Genomic DNA, 19,278 nt, shown 5'->3' with positions numbered 1-19,278 from the left:
ATATACTTTTATGATAAGGGTTTCAGATTATATAATTCAGGAAATAGCTAAATACACCAACCGCGTTTTTTTGGTGACCGGTGGCGGAGCAATGCATTTAAATGATGCCATAGGCAGAAATAAAAATGTAGAATATGTATGCATGCACCATGAACAATCATGCGCGATCGCTGCTGAATCATATTCAAGAATAACAGGTAAATTGGGCGTTGTTAATGTTACCAGTGGTCCGGGGGGAATAAACGCTATCAATGGCGTTTTTGGTGCCTGGGTGGATTCTATCCCTATGCTTGTTGTTTCTGGCCAGGTTAAAAGAGAGACCTGTGTATCAACATATGGTTTAACAGGTAAGCTGCGCCAACTCGGTGATCAGGAAGCTGATATTATTAATATGGTTGACGGGATAACTAAATACGCTGTATTTGTAAATGACCCGTTGAAAATTAGATATCATGTTGAAAAGGCGATCTATTTAGCACTGAATGGCCGCCCTGGCCCGTGCTGGCTTGATATACCAATAGATGTACAGGCATCACTGATTGATCCGGAAAAACTAGGTGGTTATGATAATGCCGAGGATGAATTGCAATTTAATGAGCCTGAGATCACGGAACAGATAAATAGCCTGATAACACTAATATCAGAAGCTGAAAGGCCGGTTGTTTATGCCGGTTCGGGCATACATCATAGTAAAACCTACGAACAATTTTTTAAGCTTATCGATTTATTAGGTATACCAGTAGTTACGGCATGGAACTCGAACGATCTGCTGCCCGATAGCCATCCGTTATATGCCGGCCGCCCCGGTATAATTGGTAATAGGGCGGGCAATTTTACAGTACAAAATGCAGATCTGCTATTGGTTTTAGGTAGCCGTTTGAATATACGCCTGGTAAGCTATAATTGGGAAAATTTTGCCCGTAACGCATATAAGGTTTGCGTAGATATCGATAGCATCGAAATGGAAAAACCTACCTGTAGGTTTGATATGAAAATAAATACAGATTTGCGTTTGTTTTTCAAACTGTTTTTAAAACAGGCGGGCAATACAAACTTTCCTGCCAGGCAAGATTGGGTAAACTGGTGTAAGGAGCGGGTAGCTAAGTATCCGGTATGCTTGCCAGAATACTGGTCTCTGCCAGACTTGGTAAATCCCTACTGTTTTGTAGACGAAATGTCTAAACATTTAAAAGAAGATGAAGTAGTTGTTTGTGCTGATGGTACTGCTTGTGTAGTTACTTTTCAGGGTGTTAGGGTGAAAAAAGGACAGCGCATCTTCCATAATTCGGGGTGTGCTTCTATGGGTTACGATTTGCCCGCAGCTGTTGGCGCATACTATTCGGGCCCAAAAACTAATCGTATTATTTGTATCGCAGGCGATGGAAGTATAATGATGAATATACAGGAATTGCAAACCATAGGGGGGGGCAAATTACCTTTGCAGATATTTGTGTTTAATAATAAAGGCTACCATTCTATAAGGCAAACACAGCACAACTTTTTTAAAGATAACATAGTTGGCTGCGGACTAGATTCAGGACTATCGTTCCCTGATTTTGAAAAGATAGCAGCGGCATTCGACTTGGGGTATTTCTCAATAAAGAACCACGATGAGTTAAAAGCTAACTTAGGCACCATTATGGGTGGTGATATGCCGTTCATATGTGAAGTGTTTCTGACATTAGATCAGGAATTTAGCCCTAAATTAAGTTCAAAAAAATTGGATAACGGAACAATGATCAGTAGCCCGTTAGAAGATATGTATCCATTTTTACCGGCCGACGAATTACAATCTAACATGTTAAAATCAATAAAGATCCATAATAATTAAAAAATCCACAGTCAATATGCATAATTCAAAAATTTTTGATGACCTGTTTGTCCTAGAGATGACAAATAATCATTTGGGCAATTTAGAACGCGGTATAAACATTGTAAAAGAGTTTGGTCGTGTTGTAAGATTTAATAATGTTCGCGCCGCAATAAAGTTACAATTCAGGGATGTTGATACTTTTATCCATAAAGATTTCCGCGACAGAAAAGACATCCGCTATATCCGCCGCACCCAGGAAACACAACTGTCACATGACGAGTACGCTATATTAGTGAAAGCTATTATTGAGAACGGTTGTATACCTATGGCCACTCCATTCGATGAGCATTCGGTAGATGTATGCTGCGAATTCAATATGCCTATTATAAAAGTAGCCAGCGCCGATTCAAATGATTGGTTCTTACTGGAAAAAATAGCAAAAACAAAAAAACCGGTGATCATATCTGTGGCCGGTGCTTCGTTAAAGGATATGGACGACATGGTAAAATTCTTTACGAACAGAAATATACCTATCGCGTTAAACCATTGCGTTGCCGCGTACCCAACCCAATTACACGAAATGGAATTAAACCAGATCAACTATCTGCAAAATCGTTACCCCGACTTGCCAATTGGTTTATCAACACACGAAAGTAATGATAAGGACGACTACTTGCTTAGTATGTATGCGGCCGTAGCCAAGGGGGTAAAATTGTTTGAACGCCATATCGATATCAATTCTGATGGTCTAACGATCTCTCCTTACTCGTTCTTACCTCAGCAAGTAGATAACTGGTTTAAAGCCTTCAATACTGCAAAAGAAATTTGTGGTGTATCGGCCGAATCGCGCAAAATGCCAATGAAGAAAGAGATCGACTTTTTGGATAATTATATCAGAGGGGTATATGCAAAAAAAGACCTTCCAGAAGGCCATGTGGTGACCTACGACAGGTTAAACGAGGATTTTTACCTGGCCTTCCCACTTCAAAAAGGTCAGTTATCATGCCGCGAACTTATGAATGGTGAAAAACTGCTTCAGGATATCACCAAGGATGAACCAATAAAGATCGATCATATTGATGGGCCTTATTCTCAAATAGAAGAACTTAAGCAAGTTATTTATCAGCGCGGATTGTAAAATAAAGATCGGCTGTTAAATAAAAACACACTTTTTGGTTAATAAACATATTATCGCGAATTGCAGATCTCTGTATGGATTTTTTGAAGAACATAGACGAAAGCCTTAAAACACAAATTGTTAAAGCTATACAAGGCAACATTAATAGGCCAATAATTGCAGGTACTAATTATATACCCGTAACAGGTAAAGTAATAGACGAAGAAGACCTACTGTTAGGTGTGGATGCCGCTATGGACGGATGGCTTACAGCAGGTCGGTTCGCTAACAAATTTGAAAGTGATTTTTGTAATTACTTTGGTGCATCTAAAGCTTTATTGGTAAACTCTGGTTCATCGGCAAATTTGGTTGCTTTTTACGCGTTAACCTCGCCAAAGCTGGGTGAGCGGGCAATTAAGCCGGGCGACGAAGTGATAACAGTGGCAGCTGGTTTCCCAACTACTGTGAATCCGATGATACAATTTGGGACAATACCTGTTTTTGTTGATGTGGATATAGCAACTCACAACGTTAAGGCCGATGAAATAGAAGCCGCTGTGTCACCCAAAACAAAAGCGATCATGATAGCGCACTCATTGGGCAACCCATTCAATTTGGATGAAGTGATGCGTGTAGCTAAAAAATATAACCTGTGGGTTGTTGAAGATGACTGTGATTCATTAGGCGCCACTTATCGTGGCAAAAAAACAGGAACATTTGGTGATATCGCTACATTTTCATTCTATCCGGCTCATCATATCACTATGGGCGAGGGTGGCGCGGTGTTGATAAATAACCCTGCATTGGCCAAGGTAGCTGAAAGTTTTCGGGATTGGGGACGTGATTGTTATTGCGAGCCCGGAAAAGATAATACCTGCGGGTGTCGTTTTTCGCAACAATTAGGAAGTCTGCCATTTGGATATGATCACAAATACACTTATTCTCATATTGGTTTTAATCTTAAAGTTACTGATATGCAAGCAGCTTTCGGAGTTTCCCAATTAAAAAAGGTGGATCATTTCGTTAACCGTCGGAGGGAGAATTTTGCAGCACTGCATGAAAGGATGAAACAGTTTGAGGATATATTTATTTTGCCTCAAGCTACCGAATGGTCTGATCCATCATGGTTTGGTTTTTTACTTACCCTTCGTGAAGGTGATGCTGCAGACCGACATATGTTAGTACAACATCTTGAAGAACAAAAAATAGGCACCAGGCTTTTATTTGGCGGAAATTTGTTGAGGCAGCCCGCCTATGCAAATATAGATCACCGGGTATCGGGCGAACTTACAAACACAGATATTATCATGAACAGATCGTTTTGGCTGGGTGTTTGGCCCGGACTTAACGAAAGCCATTATGATTATATAGCTGATGTAATAAGAAAATATATAAATTAAAAACACACCATTATTTTTTAATAATGGCAGTAATGCTCTCAATATCCGTATAGATATTCTTAAAAATGGCCCCTGTTTCTAATCTTGCACCCCGTAGAATTTTAAGTTCTATCAGATCGAGCATTACAAAAGATGTAATGTTTACATTAACTAACAGCTTGTGGCGAATAGTTTCGGGGCCTGTAATGTTAATTTTTATACCAACCTTTTTAACATCGCAAACTCAAGGCTTTTGGTATACTTTTATCAGCTTGGCAGCATTGACCGTTTTTGCTGATCTTGGTTTTACAACAATAGTTACCCAATTTGCTGCGCATGAATACGCACATCTTAGTTTTAACCCCGAAACACGATTATTTGAAGGCGATGAAGAGGGGATAAAACGCATAGGCTCATTATTGAGGTTTGTAATAAGGTGGTCGTTATCTGTTGGTGCTATTGGTTTTCCAATTATCCTTTCGGTTGGTTTTATTATGTTCTACAATAAGGATAGCCATGTAAATTGGCCGATCCCATGGTGTATTTACATATTATCATCAGGGTTAAGTTTTACAACAGCTACTTTGTTATCGTTTTTTGAAGGCTGCGGGTTAATTGCGGCTATCGAAAAAAATAAGTTTATTGGTGCTGTTGCCGGTTCAGTGTCAACTATTATTTTTTTGTATTTAGGCTTTGGGCTGTATGCTTTAGCTTTTACGGCTATTATAACATCTGCTTTAAATCTCGTTTTAGTTTATTATCGTTTTGGGAAACTTACGCTTCAGGTTATTAATATCAGCAAAGGTTACATTGTTAATTGGAAAAAAGATTTTTTGCAATTAATATGGCGTTATGCGATAAGCTGGAGCAGTGGTTATTTTATTTTCCAAATATATACGCCTTTAATGTTCCAGTTTCACGGCGCCATTGAGGCGGGCAGGGTGGGCATCAGCATTGCTTTAGTTACCGCCGTTTTTTCTATTTCAAATGTTTGGATATATGTAGCCAATCCTAAGTTAAATATGCAGGCCTCTTTAAAAAATTGGTCAGCAATGGATAGGCTGATATTTAAAAGCATTTCGCTTGCTGTACTTACTTTTGGCCTGGGCGGGATCTTTATTTTGGGCGTAATGTATTTTTATAGTGACAGGCTTTCGTTTCTTCACCGGTTCTTAGGTATCCTGCCAATGACTATCCTATTAGTTGCATGGATATTGCAAATAGTTATCAATGGCCTGGCTGTATATCTTAGGGCGCATAAAAAAGAACCTATGGTTTTGCTGGCAATAGTATCTGCCGTATACATATTTGTTTCAACAATTTTAATTACAAAGTATTTACCGGCCCAATATCTTTTTCTCGGCTTCTTAACATCAGTAATATGGGGACTGGCTTATACCGTAATTCTTTTTATTAAAAAACGTAAAGAGTGGCATTCGTAATTAAAAAACGTAAACATGATCTGTCTTTCTATTTGTATACCAACATATAACAGAAGCGGTTACCTTCGCGAAACATTGGAAAGTATTGTTTCCCAAAAAGAATTTTTAGAAAGCGACGAGGTTGAGATAATTATATCGGATAATTGCTCGCCCGATGATACGCCAACTGTTGCAAAAAGCTTTGTAGATAAATATCCAACAAAGATCAAGTATAACCGTAATCCTGTTAACATTGCCGATAATAATTACGAAAAGGTTTTGAGTTTAGCTTCAGGTGCTATAATGAAGCTTAATAATGACACTTTGAAGTTAAATGAAGGCGCGCTTGGAGACCTGCTTAAAGCTATCAAACGGTGTATTAAAAACAATACCATTCCATTTTTGGCTAACGGGCGTATAAAAACGCTTAATGAACCGGTTATTTGCGATAGCCCTTCGGCATTTATAACTACGGTTTCTTACTTCAGTACCTGGATAGCATCGTTTTGTATTTCGAGAGAAGAATTTTTAAAAGTAAAAGATTTTTCGGCAAAAACAGAGGAGTTGCTTACTCAGGTATACGTTATAATGAACCTGTTAGAAAAGAAGATCCCGATAGAAGTAATACCCGAAACCTTCTTTACATCAGTTGTTCCGGCAAAACGAGGAGGATACAATTTAGCCAAGATCTTTTTAACACACTACTTTGGTATATTAAGACCACACTTTAAAACTAAAGAGGAAGTAAAGGTTTTTAAAAAAGAGAAAGAAACAATGCTATATGCCTTTTTTTTATCGTATTTAGCAGATATATATATAGATCAGGTTGAAACAAGGCATAATTTTGAATTTGATACATCGGGTTATAAAAGCATAATTAAAGAGGAATTTCCATTTTATACTTATATTATTTTTAGAATTCGTTTAAACTATAGGATTTTACTTGGGGTATCTAAAATACTTGTAAAAAGATTGATCGGATATAATAAAAATAAATAATACCCGACTATAAGTTGAAGCTATATGGAGAAAGTACTGATCGTAGTAATTTTATTTTTTCAATTTTATTTAGGTACCCGAAATATAAAATGGGGCATGGCCGTGTTTATGTTCATATTTATTGTTATCCCCAACGATATTCCCTTTACGGATATTTTTACGCTTACGTTCGTGAAATCATCTGTCGTAGTCGCACTGATAAGTTTACTGATGTACAACAGTAAAAAGAAAGTGATCGATATTGGGTCTAAAGGAAAATATTTTTGGCCCGTACTAATATTCTCATTATTTGTACTGCCATCATATACTATGTCTAAATTCTCAGAGGGCGAACTTCGGGGTATATACTTGTATTTCTCTTATTACTTTATCGAACAATTTTTGCCGGGCATTATTATCATGTTTTTGATAAGGAGCGAAGAGGACTTTTTATTTTATTTAAAATGCATTGCCTTTTGCGTTTTCGTGATGTGCTTATTTGGCTTTTACGAGTTTATAACCAGCAGCAATCCCTTCCTGGCATATATCCGTACTATCCGTACCGTTAACTCGTTCGGTACAAACGAACTGATTGAATATTCAGATGAATCAAGATATGGTTTTAGTCGTAGGGTGCAATCTACGGTTTGGCACCCTATTGCTTACGGGGATTCTTTATCAATGTATATTATCCTTTTTTATATACCTATTGTTAAAGCATATACTAATAAAAAATATAGTAAGCTCAGCAATTACTTGTATGTGATCATAGTTATGGCCCTTATTAATATTGTGTTCACAGCATCGCGTACGCCATGGATAGCTACAGCGGTAAGTTTGACATTGGTACAGATATCTCACCTGAAAAATTTTTTCAAACGTAACTTTGTTTTTAAAGCTGCTTTGGTTGGTATTGCAATACCTGTAGCCTATATGGCTATTATGGAACTATATAATTATCTGTCAAAAACAGAGATCTCAGGTAGTTCCTATTCAATGCGTATAGATCAGTTCAACTTTATTATAAACGCCATTGGCAGCTCTCTTTATATAGGCTTTGGCCCTTCAAGTATAGACAGTTTTTATAAGACCGGTAGTTTTGCCGATGCTTTGGGTTTTGAAAGTATTTTATTTGTTTTTTTATTTTACTATGGGGTATTGGGCCTCATTGGCTTGGGCATACTATACTATACCAGTCTCCGAAATCTTATCAATAAAAATGGAAAAGCATTTTATCGTGGTTTTTTGGTGATCATATTTATATCGCATTTTATAGCTGTTATGATATCGGGCGAGTTACGGACTTTACGTGTCTTCTGGATGATATATTCTATGTTATTTGCTATGCAGGAGATAAATACAGCGCAATTGAATTTGATAGCTAAAGAAAAGTTAGCTAAAGCCAAAGAGTTAATGTTTTCGTAAGTATCCGGCCTGCAAGATCATCTATATGCAAAAGGTAATTGTAAAATTATTTTAACATATGTTAGATAGTATACTTCCATCTATAATAATAAACGCTATTTGTGTTACTAATGCCCGAAGTTCATTCATACAAAGTTTTGCTTTTTGGTGTTTATCCCCTCGATAGCGGTTTAATTAAAGGAGGGGTCGCGGCATCTGTTTATGGCTTGGCCGGGCAATTGGCAAAAACCACTGATACAGCAGTTAAAGTGATCTCTTATCCACAAAGGTCGGTAAAAAAAGATTATGCGATAGAGCATGCCCGCATTACGAAAGTTTACCTGTCAAATCCATATCGTTCTCACCTACTGGCGTTTTTAAGGATCAAAAAAATAATTAAAGAGATAAAAAACTACCACCCAGATATTGTACATATACACGGCACACACTTGATCGATCTTTTACTTATTCTATATCTAAGGTTGAAAAGATATAATTATGTACTTACTGTACATGGTATATTAACTGTAGAGCATTGGAAGGATCATAAAAGACACCCATCAGCAGTTAAACTTATTAAGTACTGGGTGTATTCTGTTTTTGAATATTTAAGCATCAAATTTGCTGATCAAATAATTGTAGACACCATTTATGTTAAAGAGTGGATCTTACGTCATGTAATGTCAAGAGCCGACGCGATACACGTTATACCACAAGGTATCGACAGCAAATTTTATTCTGTACCAGATTTGTCTCATAATAGGCAATTGCTATCTATAGGCTCTATAACAGAAAGAAAAGGCTACGAATATGCGATAAAAGCTGTTCATCTGTTATTACCAAAATATCCCGATATCAAATATTATATAATTGGTTTTTGCCAGGATGACAGATATTATACCCGGCTATATGATCTGATCGGCGAAATGGGCATGAGAGATAATGTTTTTATCTTAACAGATACAGATGAATTATTGATACGGCAATATTTAAGTAATGCGGCAATTTTTATTTTGCATAGCCAGGAAGAATCTCAAGGCATTGTATTTTGTGAAGCTATGGCGGCAGGTAAGCCTATCGTAGCAACTTCGGCAGGGGGTATTCCATATATTATAAAGCAGTTTGTTAACGGTTTCCTTACAGAGTTTGGGGAAACAGAGAAGTTTTCTATGTGCATTGATGAGTTATTGCAGGATGAGAGTAAAAGGCGATCAATTGGCAAAACAAACAGGATGGAAGCGGCCTTGTATAATTGGGAAACAATAACCAATAATATAATGTCAGTATACCGGATCGCAAATTAGTAATTTCGCAGACCGCGACAGTATATTTAATAATGGTAAAAAGGCATTTTGAACTATGGAAAAGTTAATTAGTGATCAAATACTTTCATCAATAGAAGTTAAGACAAAAATATTGGCAGACAAAATATTGCTAAGCGATATTGAGAAAGCTGCATTAATGATAATAAATGCATATAAGAAAGGCAATAAAACTTTATTGGCCGGTAATGGGGGCAGTGCTGCCGATGCACAGCATATAGCAGCTGAATTTGTAAGCCGGTTTTATTTCGACCGACCGGGAATGCCTTCTATAGCGTTTACTACAGATAGCTCAATTATAACTGCTATTGGAAATGATTATGGTTATGAGAAATTGTTTTCGCGGCAAGTACAAGCTCTTGGCCAGCCCGGTGACGTATTTATAGGTATCTCAACATCGGGCAGATCGCCTAATATTATCAATGCTTTCAACGAGTGTAAGAAAAAGAACATAATGTCAATAGGTTTCACTGGTGCTAATAGTAGTGAGATGGAAGCATTGTGCGACGTATGCATCAAAGTGCCATCAACAGATACACCACGGATACAAGAATCGCATATTTTAATAGGGCATATTTTATGTTGTATTGTTGAGGATGAGTTATTTGGGCATATTAAAGCCTGATGCGCAACCGTGCTGGTAGAAGCTATTTACACTAATTGAAATATATAGCGCTTTTAGTGCGGTCCTAATTGGGGCGCTAAAAACATTTAAGTAGCTAATAAAGTTCTAATACTGCAATTCATGGATATTTTTATATTATCAGTACCCATTATGGCAAAAAAAAATCTCTCAGGTATCTTGCTGATCGCGATCTTGGCTTTTAGTTCATTTATATATTTTATAAAAGGACAACAGCAAAACGATCATAACATTTCTGCTATAGGTATTAAGGCAGATAGTTCTGTAAAATACTCCAGGCAAAGTGTTTTTGTTGCCGATACAGCGATAGTAAAAACGTCCTTATTAAAAAAAGGTACTTATTTTGGATGCTATTTGAGCGAAGATGATGTAAACCTTGCACCACCACGCCCCAAAAACTATCTGCAAGAGTTAAACAGATACTTTAATTTATATAGCCTGCCTGCATGGTATATGCATATTGAAAATAAAGGCAGAGGTATATATAACTTCACATCAACAGATCAGGTGGCTGATTTTGCTGTGAAACACGGGGCAAAAATGCAGGCTCATAATATGGTATGGAATAGTTATATACCCGAATGGATCACCAAAGGTAATTACTCGCCAAACGACCTTGCCGATATTTTAAAAAAACACATCCAAGCTGTAATGCGCCACTACAGGGATAAGTATCCTGGCACAATTATAGGCTGGGATATTGTAAACGAGGCCATGAGTGATGAAGAATATCTTGATCCGGCTAAAACCTACCCTAATGGCCTGCGGAAAGACAAGCCTATATGGAACGTTATCCATAAACCCGGTTCAACAGATCCTACAGATTTTATTCAGCTGGCCTTTGAATGGGCGCATGAAGCAGATCCGAGTGCCAAACTTTACTGGAATGAGTATAGCGCCGAATATAAAGGCTTTAAAATGGATAGGTGGTTTAAAATAATTAAACAATTGAGAGACAAGGGTGTACCAATTCATGGCGTAGGTTTTCAAACACATTTGTCTCTTTCATATGCACACCCTATCGCTTTGCGTGAAAATATGGAGCGTTTTGCTGCAATAGGCGTTGAAAGCCAGATCACCGAAATGGATGTTTTAATGTCATCGGTCCAAATTTCAGATGCGCCATTTCATCCAGAATACTTGCATTCATCAACTGCAAATTTGCCCACTATAGCTGATTTTGAAAAGCAAGCTGATATATACAGGCAAGTTATAAATGCCTGTATAATGGCAAAAAACTGCAAGGCCCTTATTTTATTTGGGGCCTGGGATCCGGTTACCTGGGCAAACAGAACTTACAAAGATAAACGCGGCAACATGACCGGCCCTTTTTACCCCAATATCCTGGATGATAAAATGCACCAAAAGCTGGCTTTTAAAGCATTGGCAGATGAAGTAAAAAGCAAAATAAAATAAACTGTTAATAATATTTATATCAAAAATATGTGTTGATTTTCTATAATGATATAGCTATAGGTTTTACAACAATATCGGTATGCTGATATCTTTACAAGATCCATCAAAAGGCTTGATATATATGCTTTTATTGATCTGTTCGCTATGTTATTAGGTTTTTTATAATTATTTTAGCAGAGTATTCGGGTTGCGAATAAATATGTAAAAATATATTTATTATCCGGGTATGCCCCCTTAATATGAATATATTGATAACTTCTCCGTCGTTAAACGAGAATGAAAATGTCAGCGGCATATCATCTCTTGTTAAGAATATCATATCAAATAAATTTGATGGTGATAAATTCATTCATTTAAAGCTTGGAAAGACCGACCACCAAAAGAAATCGAATCTCGAATGGTACATCAACCAGTTAATACTGATCCCCACCGTAATTTTAAAGCTTTTACGAAATAAAATAGATCTGGTTCACCTCAATACTGGTTTAGAAAAGGCTTCTGTTATAAGAGATTATATCGTATTTATTATAGCAAAAAAGGTATTTCGTAAAAAAACACTATTTCATATACATGGCGGCTTTTTTTTAATGCAACCTCCACCTGTAAACTCTATTTACTTTAAAATGATACGGAGCATTACCAAAAAGGCCGATCTGGTGATAGTTTTGAGTGGGCTTGAAAAACGCCAGGTCGACGATACTTACCAAACCAATTCGCATATTTTGATTAATGCAATTGATATTCCGCCAAGCCTGAAAACCAATAAACGCGAATTCAACAAACCACTAAAATTGATCTTTTTAGGCCGCATTGTAAAATCTAAAGGAGTATTTGTAATACTACACTGTTTGGAAAAGATGGAAAAGTATTTTAACGATTTTCATTTAGATGTTTATGGGGCTGGCTCCGAGACCGAAGCATTTTTAAATGGATTAAATTCCATAAAGGGGCTTTCTTATTCATATCATGGTGTGGCAGCGGGAGAAAAGAAGTGGGAAGCGCTAAAAGGCGGGGATATATTTTTATTGCCATCCATACATAGCGAAGGTTTACCTATAGCCATAATTGAAGCAATGGCTGCCGGGTGTGTGGCATTGGTATCTGACGATGCCTCTATTTCAACGGTTGTAATAAATAAGCAAACCGGCTACGTGGTTAAAAGGGGCGATGAAAATGGTTTGAGCGATAAATTGAAATATATACTTAGTAATACCGAAGAACTATCCTCCATAAGCCGAAATGCAAATAAATTTGTTTTGCATAATCATGAAATGGCTACTTACATGAAAAATTTAGATATTTATTATAAATTATGCTAAATTGCACAAGAATCTTAATCATTTCCTGTAAATAGTGTAATAATACCAACATCGGATTAGCTGTTTAATTGGTTGCCAGATAATAGGTGGTGAGAAAGCAAATGATATACAACGGTCAAATTAAAAAGATTACAATGTATTATCGAGCAACTGTTAAATAAAGTATGGTTAAAATAATAGCATTCCACCTGCCGCAATTTCATCCGATACCAGAAAACGATGAATGGTGGGGAGAAGGGTTTACAGAGTGGACCAACACTAAAAAATGTAAACCAGCTTACAAAGGTCACTATCAGCCGAAAGAGCCTTTAGACAATAATTATTACAACTTATTAGATAAGGATGCGCTTTTGTGGCAGGCAGATCTTGCAAAAAAATATGGCATCTACGGTTTTTGCTTTTATCATTACTGGTTTAAAGGCAGGCAACTATTGGAAAAACCGCTTGAAATATACTTAGCCAATAAGGATATAGATCTTCCTTTTTGCTTCTCATGGGCTAACCACTCGTGGACAAGGACCTGGGTGGAAAAAAAAGATATTTTACTTGAGCAAACTTATGGTAGCCTGCCCGATTGGGAAAAACATTTCTATTTCTTGTTGCCTTACTTTAAAGACGAGCGTTATATTAAAATAAATGGAAAGCCCGTTTTTATGTTTAACAGGCCACTGGATTTTGCCGAAGCCAATAATATGATCGATCGCTGGGATCAACTGGCAGTTGAAAATGGCCTTACCGGTATTTATTTTATAGAAACGTTAAGTCCGTTTCAAACAACTGGTATTTTAAAGAGAACGGAAGCACTGGTTGAATATGAGCCCACATATACCTATAATTTTTTACCTTTTTGGTATAAGGTGGTAAAAAAACTGGGCACACTAACATCACATAAAGTTAAACCTGTGTTTAATTCATATAGCTACTTTTGGCATTTAATAATTAACCGCAAGCCTTTGGTGACTGATAAAAAACTATATCCTGGCGCTTTTGTAAATTGGGATAACCATGCGAGGAGACCCACTGCCCCCATCATTTTTTTAGGTTTTAGCTTGGCGCGGTTCAGATCGTACATGATAAAGCAAATTGTACGAAGTAAAAAAGTATATCATTCAGAATACCTTTTCATTAACGCCTGGAACGAATGGGCCGAAGGAAATACATTAGAGCCGGATAAGAAATACAAATATGGTATATTAGAGGCTTTACAAAGTGCGATAAAAGCGGCAAAATCCGATGGTATTTAAAGTATAAATATTAGGTAGCCGATTATCTTTTAAGTATTGCCAACTCTATTTTAAAACATTTTTAATAACAAAAACTCGAAGTATATATTGATCTATGGATACTAAGGCCAGAGTGATAGCATTTTATTTACCCCAATTTCACCCAATACCCGAAAATGACGAATGGTGGGGTAAAGGTTTTACCGAATGGACCAATGTTGGCAGGGCTAAACAATTGTTTAAAGGCCATTATCAACCCCGCGTACCCGCCGATTTGGGTTATTACGATTTGCGGGTGCCCGAAACAAGGGAGGCACAAGTAGAATTAGCCCGTAATGCAGGTGTGGAAGGATTTGCTTATTGGCACTATTGGTGGGCAGGGAAAAGACTTATTGAGCGCCCTTTTAACGAAGTATTGAAATCAGGCAAGCCTGATTATCCATTTTGCCTGGCTTGGGCTAACGAAACATGGTCAGGCATATGGTTGGGTAACCCGGACAAAGTATTAATGGAGCAAACATATCCCGGTAAGGATGATTATGAAAAGCACTTTTACGCAGTACTTGATGCTTTTAAGGATAAGCGATACATACATGTGGATGGGAAACCTTTATTTGTTGTATATCGGCCGCTGAATATACCGGATGGTAAGTTCTATACCGACTTGTGGAATGAATTGGCTATAAAAAATGGTTTAAAAGGTATCTATTTTGTCGGCGTTACATCAGATCCTGTTATGCAGGCAGAAAAAATATTTAGCCAGGGATTTAATGGTATCAATACTATTGGTACCGCTAACGCGTATCAAAAGATACAAGGGCGCCTGTTGTATAAACTTCGCCTTAAAATAATGATAAAATTAGGCGGATTGCTGCTGAATAGATATGACTATAAAGCTATCATTAAAAACATCTTTACATCTTATGATAGTAATGAAAATGTGTATCCAAGCATAATGCCGCAATGGGATAATTCGCCCAGGTCTGGCAGGCGTTCGGTTATTTACACCGATAGCACCCCCGAGCTATTTAAAGAGCATTTGGAAGATTGTATGAAACTGATCAGCAATAAAAGCGATGAACACAAAATAGTTTTTTTAAAATCATGGAATGAATGGGCCGAGGGTAATTACGTTGAGCCTGATCTGGTTCATGGACACGGATATTTAAATGCTTTAAAAGAGGTCCTTTTTTAGTAATAGCCGGTTAGCGCTGCTTGTTTTATCTATACAGTTATCATGTTTATAAAAAAAAGAAAAGACCGTATCTCCCTTTTATATAGCGGACATCAATTTGATTATTTATACGGTATATTATCCGGACTTTATAAAACCAGGGCATATCACATAGATATCATAGATAGTGATAGACCAGCGGGCGAAAAACATGGATTTTATGATTCTCCCAATTTTCATTTTAAACCTTTTTTAAGGAAAGTAAGCAAACAGAAGATCGGTAAGGCGTCACGATGGGTCTGGTATTATTTTAAATTAATACCTTATTTATGTTTTAACCGGTCATCAATTATACATATAGAATGGTTAAATAGTCAGTTCGTAGGCTTTGAAGAACTAATATTGCCTTTTATAATCAAAAAGGTCCGCCGGCAAATGCTTGTCTATAAAGTACACGATATTAGCAGCAGGTTGTTGTTAAACAGTTCCGGAAAAAACTACCATGTTACGTTAAACTTTACTAAACGCTATTTTTATAATAATGTAGATATTTTTATCGTACATAATAATTTTACTAAGGGCTTGCTTACCGATCTTGGTATACCGGCTCAAAAGATCAAGATCATAAGTCATGGCGTAAATAATTTTGTTCCGTTCGCCCACAAAACAAAAAATAGTGCACGCATGCAACTTGGCTTAAAAGCAACTGACAAGATAGTGTTGTTTTTTGGTAATATAAGCCCGTATAAAAACATCGAAGTTTTAATTGATGCAGTTGCCGAATTGAGCAGAACAGATAATAACATAAAACTTCTTATTGCCGGTAATTTTAGAAAAGGGCTCAACGAATATAGGGCCGAGATAAGTGATAAATTAAACGACGATAGTATTAAAGCGAGCGTTTCTTTGCATTTAGAATTTATAAGTAACCAGGAAATAGAAACTTTTTTTGCAGCGGCCGATGTGTTATGTTTACCTTATAAATTTATATTTCAAAGCGGAGTATTATTTTTGGCGTACAGATTGGGAACATTTGTAATTGCCCCCCAAACAGGTGGTATCCCTGAAGATATTTTGGAAGGCGAAACCGGGTTAACTTATGATAAAGACGAGGACCTGCTGAAAACATTAGATCTGTACTTTAGATCGGGAAAATATAATGATGCGGAATTGGGGGAAAAGATAAGGCGGCATGCAGATGAGAACTACTCATGGGAAAAAATAACCGGCCAGCTTTTTATTATATACGATGAATTAGTGCAAAATTTATAGTCTCATAAATTAACTTGTAGCTTGTTTTTTGTAAAGTTTTTGCTAAATGTTAATAATACACACTTTATATTGAAAATACTTTCTTTAAACAGTAAAAAAGTTGCATTATTTATCTCATTTAATGGCATTAAATAACATAAATTATATATCAAAATGCTATTTTTGCAATAAGACGATTTAACGCCAATAATGTTTATAAGTTATTGGTTTAAATTAACATCTGCTACTACATATATATACTATGAAAATATTAACCTCCCCTTCATCCTTCGGGCAAGTAGGTGATAAGCCGTTTGACCTGCTGAGAGAGAATGGATATGAAATAATTAATAATCCATACGGCCGTAAACTTACCGAAGACGAAGTAATAGAACTTGCTGCCGATTGTGTGGGTATAGTTGCTGGTGTTGAAACGCTTTCAAAAAAAGTGATGGATGCGCTGCCTAAGTTAAAATGCATTAGCAGGGTTGGAGTTGGTATGGATAGCGTAGATATAGAATATGCCACAAAAAAAGGCATTGTCGTTGTAAATACTCCGGATGGCCCAACAAGGGGTGTTGCTGAGCTAACCTTAGCTATGACATTTGCACTCCTGCGTAAAATACCCCAGGCCGATAGTGACATGAAGAATAAGGTTTGGAAAAAACAGATCGGGAACCTTATTCAAGATAAAATTGTAGGTGTGATAGGTTTAGGGCGTATTGGCCGGAAGGTATCTGAATTTTTTACCGGGATAGGTAACACTGTTATCGGATGCGACCCTTATCCAGATGCTGAATGGTGCAGATCCCAAAACGTTTCGCTGTATGATCTTGAGACATTACTTGCAAAAGCAGATATCATAACACTGCATGCGCCGGGTAATGCAGATAAAACACCTATGATCGGCCAAAAAGAACTTGACATAATTAGGCCAACATCTTTTTTAATTAATATCTCGCGCGGCGGTATTGTAGATGAGCAGGCCTTATACGATGCTTTAAGATCACACAAACTGGCCGGCGCGGCTGTTGACGTTTTTTCTGTAGAACCTTATACAGGGGCATTGTGCGAATTAGAAAATATTATTTTGACACCACATTTAGGCTCCTACGCTGAAGAAGGGAAGTTAAATATGGAGATAGACGCGGTGAAAAATTTGATAGAAAAACTAAATACAACAAATGAGGCATAATATTGGTATAATCGGTTATGGTATAATGGGTAAGATCCGCCATAAGGCTATCGATGAAATAAAACGGGGTAATGTAATAGCGATCTCTGAACCTGATCCTGCACATCGGCATGAAAATTTACCTAATTTGGATCACGAGTCGGTCATAGCTCATCCTGATATAGATATCATATTTGTTTGCACCCCTAATTTCTTAAATAAAGACCTGACCATAAGGGCGCTAAATTCCGGCAAACATGTTTTTTGTGAAAAGCCGCCGGCTTTTACGGCAGCTGATGTTAAAGAAATAAGAGAAGCCGAAAAAAATAGCGGCAAGAAATTAATGTACGGCTTCAATCATCGCCATCATGATAGTATAATGTACATGAAAGAAATGATCGATAGTGGTACTTACGGCCAGGTATTATGGTTAAGAGGCCGGTATGGAAAAAGTGTGACAGAAGATTATTTTAATCAATGGCGGGCGAAAAAGGATCTGGCCGGTGGCGGAATACTTATTGATCAGGGCATACATATGCTTGACCTGTTTCTTTACCTGTCGGGAGATTACGATATAGTTAAAGCAGAAGTATCTAACCTTTATTGGCATATGGATGTTGAGGATAATGCATTTGTTATCCTTAAAGATTCAAAGTCCGGGCGCGTAGCGTCATTGCACTCAACAATGTCGCAATGGAGGCATTTGTTTTCACTTGAAATATTTTTGGAAAAAGGCTACATGGTTTTAAACGGGCTGATTACCTCATCCATGTCATATGGTGAAGAAACATTATCCATTGCCAAAAACAGATCGACAGCACCTGCCGCAACCTGGAAAGATGAAGTAGTAACCAAATATATCGATAACAACAGCTGGCGATATGAAATGAATCATTTCCTGGATGCGATAGAAAGTGATGTTCCTGTTAAAATAGGTAATTCAGAAGATGCATTGAAACTGATGACGATAATAGACGATATTTACGCGCAAAAAGACTTTTAATTAAATAACAAGTAATAGCATATAACTGATGGGCAATTCAGAAAAAACAAAGAATTATCTCGAAAATTATAGGAAAAAATTGGATGAGATATTAGAGCAGATAGACGCCACCGTACTTACACAGGTGATAGATGTAATGATAGCTGCATTTAAAAGTAAAAATACTATTTATGTAGTTGGCAACGGTGGCAGCGCCGCTACGGCATCGCATATGCAGGCAGATTTTAGTTTTTTTGTTCGCTATTTTACAAAATTTCGCCCCAATATTATAGCACTTACAGATAATGTACCCATTATAACCGCCGTAGGTAATGATACCTCATTCGACGACATTTTTGTTGAGCAAATGCGGGGCCGTTTTAAGCCCAATGATGTTCTGATCGCAATATCAGCAAGCGGCAATTCGCCCAACCTGGTAAAAGCTGTTGAATATGCCAATTCTATAGGGGGTAATACTATCGCTTTTATAGGGTTTTTAGGCGGTAAATTAAAGGATCTGGCTAAAGTGCCGTTGTATACGCCAAACCCTAAAGGCGATTACGGCCCGATTGAAGATATTCATATGATATTGAACCATGTGATAGTGAATTATCTTTCAACCGATGAGGAGTTCCTGGCACTTACTGAAAATTAATATCCAA

Annotated in this window: 16 protein-coding genes; all 16 read left to right on the top strand. The window is 37.1% G+C overall.

Features of this window, described 5'->3' with window-relative positions; genetic code table 11:
- The first annotated feature begins 10 nt into the window (after positions 1–10).
- The 16 genes from HQ865_RS17525 (at position 11) to HQ865_RS17450 (ending at position 19,271) form a co-directional block, all read left to right on the top strand.
- The gene (locus tag HQ865_RS17525) at positions 11–1,831 is read left to right on the top strand and encodes a thiamine pyrophosphate-binding protein (RefSeq protein WP_173416150.1); all 1,821 of its coding nucleotides are present in this window, start codon (positions 11–13) and stop codon (positions 1,829–1,831) included.
- 58 nt (positions 1,832–1,889) lie between these two features.
- Positions 1,890–2,951, top strand: a complete 1,062-nt coding sequence (locus HQ865_RS17520; protein ID WP_202020398.1) for an N-acetylneuraminate synthase family protein — start codon at positions 1,890–1,892, stop codon at positions 2,949–2,951.
- Between the two features lie 74 nt (positions 2,952–3,025).
- Positions 3,026–4,330 (top strand): lipopolysaccharide biosynthesis protein RfbH, encoded by a 1,305-nt coding sequence (rfbH, locus tag HQ865_RS17515; RefSeq protein WP_173416148.1) that lies wholly within the window; start codon positions 3,026–3,028, stop codon positions 4,328–4,330.
- Between the two features lie 137 nt (positions 4,331–4,467).
- Positions 4,468–5,751, top strand: coding sequence for an MATE family efflux transporter (locus HQ865_RS17510; protein WP_173416147.1), 1,284 nt, complete (start codon positions 4,468–4,470; stop codon positions 5,749–5,751).
- A 15-nt stretch (positions 5,752–5,766) separates the two neighbouring features.
- On the top strand, positions 5,767–6,729 hold the full coding sequence (locus tag HQ865_RS17505; protein WP_173416146.1) for a glycosyltransferase: 963 nt from the start codon (positions 5,767–5,769) through the stop codon (positions 6,727–6,729).
- 210 nt (positions 6,730–6,939) lie between these two features.
- Positions 6,940–8,133: an O-antigen ligase family protein gene (locus HQ865_RS17500; RefSeq protein ID WP_173416145.1), complete on the top strand. Its 1,194-nt coding sequence runs from the start codon at positions 6,940–6,942 to the stop codon at positions 8,131–8,133.
- A 110-nt stretch (positions 8,134–8,243) separates the two neighbouring features.
- Positions 8,244–9,416 (top strand): glycosyltransferase family 4 protein, encoded by a 1,173-nt coding sequence (locus HQ865_RS17495; RefSeq protein ID WP_173416144.1) that lies wholly within the window; start codon positions 8,244–8,246, stop codon positions 9,414–9,416.
- A 55-nt stretch (positions 9,417–9,471) separates the two neighbouring features.
- Positions 9,472–10,059 (top strand): D-sedoheptulose-7-phosphate isomerase, encoded by a 588-nt coding sequence (locus tag HQ865_RS17490; RefSeq protein ID WP_173416143.1) that lies wholly within the window; start codon positions 9,472–9,474, stop codon positions 10,057–10,059.
- Positions 10,060–10,209: 150 nt separating this feature from the next.
- The gene (locus HQ865_RS17485) at positions 10,210–11,493 is read left to right on the top strand and encodes an endo-1,4-beta-xylanase (RefSeq protein ID WP_173416142.1); all 1,284 of its coding nucleotides are present in this window, start codon (positions 10,210–10,212) and stop codon (positions 11,491–11,493) included.
- 239 nt (positions 11,494–11,732) lie between these two features.
- Positions 11,733–12,812, top strand: coding sequence for a glycosyltransferase family 4 protein (locus HQ865_RS17480; protein ID WP_173416141.1), 1,080 nt, complete (start codon positions 11,733–11,735; stop codon positions 12,810–12,812).
- A gap of 164 nt (positions 12,813–12,976) precedes the next feature.
- Positions 12,977–14,056 (top strand): glycosyltransferase WbsX family protein, encoded by a 1,080-nt coding sequence (locus HQ865_RS17475; RefSeq protein WP_173416140.1) that lies wholly within the window; start codon positions 12,977–12,979, stop codon positions 14,054–14,056.
- Between the two features lie 94 nt (positions 14,057–14,150).
- Entirely contained in the window at positions 14,151–15,230 is a 1,080-nt protein-coding gene (locus HQ865_RS17470) for a glycosyltransferase WbsX family protein (protein WP_173416139.1), read from the top strand.
- A gap of 42 nt (positions 15,231–15,272) precedes the next feature.
- Positions 15,273–16,481, top strand: coding sequence for a glycosyltransferase family 4 protein (locus tag HQ865_RS17465; protein ID WP_173416138.1), 1,209 nt, complete (start codon positions 15,273–15,275; stop codon positions 16,479–16,481).
- 241 nt (positions 16,482–16,722) lie between these two features.
- Complete coding sequence (locus HQ865_RS17460; RefSeq protein ID WP_173416137.1) at positions 16,723–17,655, top strand: phosphoglycerate dehydrogenase; 933 nt, start codon at positions 16,723–16,725, stop codon at positions 17,653–17,655.
- Positions 17,645–18,637, top strand: a complete 993-nt coding sequence (locus HQ865_RS17455) for a Gfo/Idh/MocA family protein (protein WP_173416136.1) — start codon at positions 17,645–17,647, stop codon at positions 18,635–18,637. The genes HQ865_RS17460 and HQ865_RS17455 overlap by 11 nt, the downstream gene beginning before the upstream one ends.
- Positions 18,638–18,665: 28 nt before the next feature.
- Positions 18,666–19,271 carry a D-sedoheptulose-7-phosphate isomerase gene (locus HQ865_RS17450; protein ID WP_173416135.1) on the top strand — a complete coding sequence of 202 codons (606 nt, stop codon included), beginning with the start codon at positions 18,666–18,668 and terminating at the stop codon, positions 19,269–19,271.
- Positions 19,272–19,278: the final 7 nt, after the last annotated feature.

This window comes from Mucilaginibacter mali (assembly GCF_013283875.1).
Lineage (GTDB): Bacteria > Bacteroidota > Bacteroidia > Sphingobacteriales > Sphingobacteriaceae > Mucilaginibacter > Mucilaginibacter mali.
Note: the sequence above shows the minus strand (reverse complement) of the source record. Positions and strands in the feature narration are given on the sequence as shown.

Coding starts and splice junctions, on each gene's coding strand:
- HQ865_RS17525 (WP_173416150.1), top strand. CDS start 11: ATGATAAGGGTTTCAGATTATATAATTCAGGAAATAGCTAAATACACC.
- HQ865_RS17520 (WP_202020398.1), top strand. CDS start 1,890: ATGACAAATAATCATTTGGGCAATTTAGAACGCGGTATAAACATTGTA.
- rfbH (WP_173416148.1), top strand. CDS start 3,026: ATGGATTTTTTGAAGAACATAGACGAAAGCCTTAAAACACAAATTGTT.
- HQ865_RS17510 (WP_173416147.1), top strand. CDS start 4,468: ATGTTTACATTAACTAACAGCTTGTGGCGAATAGTTTCGGGGCCTGTA.
- HQ865_RS17505 (WP_173416146.1), top strand. CDS start 5,767: ATGATCTGTCTTTCTATTTGTATACCAACATATAACAGAAGCGGTTAC.
- HQ865_RS17500 (WP_173416145.1), top strand. CDS start 6,940: ATGTACAACAGTAAAAAGAAAGTGATCGATATTGGGTCTAAAGGAAAA.
- HQ865_RS17495 (WP_173416144.1), top strand. CDS start 8,244: ATGCCCGAAGTTCATTCATACAAAGTTTTGCTTTTTGGTGTTTATCCC.
- HQ865_RS17490 (WP_173416143.1), top strand. CDS start 9,472: ATGGAAAAGTTAATTAGTGATCAAATACTTTCATCAATAGAAGTTAAG.
- HQ865_RS17485 (WP_173416142.1), top strand. CDS start 10,210: ATGGCAAAAAAAAATCTCTCAGGTATCTTGCTGATCGCGATCTTGGCT.
- HQ865_RS17480 (WP_173416141.1), top strand. CDS start 11,733: ATGAATATATTGATAACTTCTCCGTCGTTAAACGAGAATGAAAATGTC.
- HQ865_RS17475 (WP_173416140.1), top strand. CDS start 12,977: ATGGTTAAAATAATAGCATTCCACCTGCCGCAATTTCATCCGATACCA.
- HQ865_RS17470 (WP_173416139.1), top strand. CDS start 14,151: ATGGATACTAAGGCCAGAGTGATAGCATTTTATTTACCCCAATTTCAC.
- HQ865_RS17465 (WP_173416138.1), top strand. CDS start 15,273: ATGTTTATAAAAAAAAGAAAAGACCGTATCTCCCTTTTATATAGCGGA.
- HQ865_RS17460 (WP_173416137.1), top strand. CDS start 16,723: ATGAAAATATTAACCTCCCCTTCATCCTTCGGGCAAGTAGGTGATAAG.
- HQ865_RS17455 (WP_173416136.1), top strand. CDS start 17,645: ATGAGGCATAATATTGGTATAATCGGTTATGGTATAATGGGTAAGATC.
- HQ865_RS17450 (WP_173416135.1), top strand. CDS start 18,666: ATGGGCAATTCAGAAAAAACAAAGAATTATCTCGAAAATTATAGGAAA.